Origin of the sequence: Longimonas sp. (assembly GCF_040409695.1) — a bacterium.
GTDB lineage: Bacteria > Bacteroidota > Rhodothermia > Rhodothermales > Salinibacteraceae > Longimonas.
In genome coordinates this window covers 1-2891 of sequence record NZ_JARWGJ010000038.1, presented here as the reverse complement: position 1 = coordinate 2891, position 2891 = coordinate 1, and the positions used below count along the sequence as shown (strand labels likewise).

4 protein-coding genes are annotated in these 2891 nt (G+C 56.8%); 3 read left to right on the top strand and 1 reads right to left on the bottom strand.

Annotated elements, in window-relative coordinates:
- Positions 1 to 521: hypothetical protein (locus PPP56_RS02175; protein WP_353562339.1), on the bottom strand; the 521-nt coding region annotated here is incomplete at its 3' end.
- A gap of 130 nt (positions 522 to 651) precedes the next feature.
- Between PPP56_RS02175 and PPP56_RS02170 the strand changes: the two genes are divergently transcribed.
- From PPP56_RS02170 to PPP56_RS02160, 3 genes are all read left to right on the top strand, one after another.
- Positions 652 to 1158, top strand: coding sequence for an opacity family porin (locus PPP56_RS02170; RefSeq protein WP_353562337.1), 507 nt, complete (start codon positions 652 to 654; stop codon positions 1156 to 1158).
- 202 nt (positions 1159 to 1360) lie between these two features.
- Entirely contained in the window at positions 1361 to 1864 is a 504-nt protein-coding gene (locus PPP56_RS02165; protein WP_353562335.1) for a hypothetical protein, read from the top strand.
- Positions 1865 to 2168: 304 nt separating this feature from the next.
- Positions 2169 to 2891, top strand: a 723-nt coding sequence (locus tag PPP56_RS02160; protein ID WP_353562333.1) for a hypothetical protein, incomplete at its 3' end; no start/stop codon positions are given.

The window sequence follows — 2891 nt, the reverse complement described above, 5'->3', positions numbered from 1 at the left end:
GTGGCCTCGTCGAACGTGCAGCGACTGCCGCCCGGAGTCACCGGCGCTACAACATACGGCGTTACCGACGGCGGCAGGCTCGCCCGGACCTGCCCCCACCGTGCGCATCCGCTATAGCTGAGCGGCCCGCTCCACCCGATGCCCGCTACAGCAGGATGCTCCCAGTGGGCCTCGTCGCGCAACACCGGCGCAGATACGTCGACGTAGAGGGCAATGCCAAATGTCGCTGCGGCCTGCATCCCCTCAGGCGTTGGAGGCCGGGTGGCCCGCACGTGGCGTATGCTATTCCCCTCCATCATACGCAGCGTGCGCACCTCTTCCACATCCGACCCACTGGGCGTCCATACTACACCGACGACTGATGGACTGACTGATAGGCGCTCTGGCGCCCCGGTCTCTTGGGCTACATGCTCTGCCGCATAACGCTCTGCCGCGTGGCTTTTGGGGGAGGAAGCCGCTACGCTCTGCGTGCCACTGCCCCCCCACATAACAAGGAGGTATGCGATCGAGATAAGCAGCAATGCAGATTGATTGTAAAGCGACAAACGACGAAAAAACAGAATGTCCGGGTGGCATGATGAATTACGCTTTGTTGTAATGTCCCCCTTCTTGTGGGGTTCTCACCCTCCATCACTCAACACGCAACTTGTTATGAAACGATTGACATGGACGACGCTGCTTCTCGCGCTTTTCCTGATTCCGGCTACGGCCCAGGCACAGACCGAAATCTCTCTCGGGCCGAAGGTCGGGTTTGATGTCGCTGATATCAGCGAGCCGTACATCGGTGCCGATGTACGTATTGAGCTGGAAGACTTTCCTGTGCGTATCAACCCAACATTCAATTTTTACTTCGCCCCCGAGAACGTCACATTCTGGTCGATAGGCGCAAACGGGCTGTTTGACTTCGAGCTGGATGATAGCGACATCACTCCGTATGCTGGGGCTGGACTGCAACTCTTTCGCACTTCGGTGAGTGCAACCACCCAATTCGGGTCATTTAGCGCGAGCGCAACCGACCTGGGCCTGACCGGCATAGGCGGTGCTGAATTCGACCTTGACGGATTTCGACCGTTTGTACAGGCAGAACTTGGCCTCATCTTCGGAACAGGATCCCCCACACTTCTCGGACTGGGCGGCGGGGTCCTGTTTGATCTGTAGATAAACGCAACAGACATTCTGCCTTCTTCCTTACGCTGTAGCGCAGTACCGGCTTCTGCCGGGCTGCGCTATTTTTTTTCGACCTTGGCCCCAACTGATTCTGTGCGTATTCACTGTTGGCTGTAGGGCAACATTGCACCTTTGACTGCTGCCTCCGATATTCAGGCATTCGTGTTTTCCAACTTGCTCCCCCCATTCTACCATGCTACGCACCTGTCTGGCTGCCACCCTTGCGCTCTTGCTCTGCACGGCCCTCCCCCAGAATGCTGACGCCCAGGTCGGCCTCGCCTTCGGTCCTCGCGTCAGCGTTGATGTAGGAGACGATATTAATGGCGACGATGCCACGCTCGCCCTCGGCGCGGACCTCCGCATCTCCTCGGTCGCCCTGCCTTTCACCCTCAACCCGACGTACGACTATTACTTCATTGATAGTGATGTATCGTTCTCAACCCTGAACGTAAACCTGCTCTTCCCCTTTGGCATCGACAACCGGGTGTTCACCCCCTATAGCGGACTTGGCGCCGGGTTCTCCTTTATCAGCAATGGCGATACGCAGACTGATGCAGGCCTCAACGTACTGGCTGGCGCGCAGTTTGGCGTGCTCCCCTTCCGCCCCTTCGTCGAACTGGGCTACTCGATCTACTTCACAGAGGGCGATAACCTAAACGCCTTTGGGATTCGTGGCGGACTGCTCTTCGGGCTGTAGCCCTGCTTTCTCGGCAAGATGCCCTCTCTGTGCATCTTTCCCAGTCCAAACTGTGTGCCGCACTATCGAAGCACGTCTCTTAGCCAGGGGCGTGCTTTTTTTTGCAACCTGCACCAGCCGGTCAGCTCTCAACCGGCGGTAGTATTAGCAGGACGACACGTAGGTTACTGCTCCGTAACGTTTAATTGAATAGCAGACCATCCGTTGCGAGATATACCTCGTAGGGTCAGGTGAGCGGGAATCTTCCCGTACTGGTTTTTTATCACCAACCCTCTGCAAAGCAATGGATTACACGCAATCAAATATGTTATGGGCTGTTGTCTTGGCCGTTACCTCTCTTTTTGTCTTCACTGCGTGCGACAACGATTCCTCTCCGGTTGACCCCGGATTTGAAGACCCGGAAATGGATACATTTGGCTATGCCTTCAACGAGGGACAGCTGCTTGGCGACCCCGACACAGCATACCGGGGCACGCACGACCGCACGCTCAGCGCGGAAATCAGCGTTGAAGAGATGGACGATGGAAACGCTGCGGTCACAGTCGTGCTCGAAAACACCATAAGCGGCGAAGCCTATCCGGTACACGTGCACGACATGGCCGACCCCAGCACAACCCCCAACAACACGCCGTACAACGAAACGCCCAATGGCGATGTCTTTGCTCAAGTGCTCGAAGGAACCGGGGGGGCTGTCAGTGCAACGAACGAGACAGACATTGCCTACCAGGAAATTGTAAGCGACTACGAGGCGTTCTTTGTCGTCCATGATCCCCTACAGGACCTGAGCACCGTGGACCTTACTACGTATCTGATTCTCGGCGTATTTGGGGAATCGTTGGAGGAAGGCGCATCCAGCCTGCGCTCTGCCAGCTACGACTACGCCTTCAATGAAGGGCAACTTCTTGGAGACCCCGAAACTGCATACGACGGCACGCAAGGCAACCACCCGCGCAACCTGAATGCAGTGCTGGAGATCACAGAGCGGCCTACCGGACTGGCCACAGTCACCGTCACCCTCGAAAATACG

What these genes read in the sequence shown, in the direction of transcription:
- PPP56_RS02170 (WP_353562337.1), top strand. Translation starts at nt 652, where the DNA reads ATGAAACGATTGACATGGACGACGCTGCTTCTCGCGCTTTTCCTGATT.
- PPP56_RS02165 (WP_353562335.1), top strand. Translation starts at nt 1,361, where the DNA reads ATGCTACGCACCTGTCTGGCTGCCACCCTTGCGCTCTTGCTCTGCACG.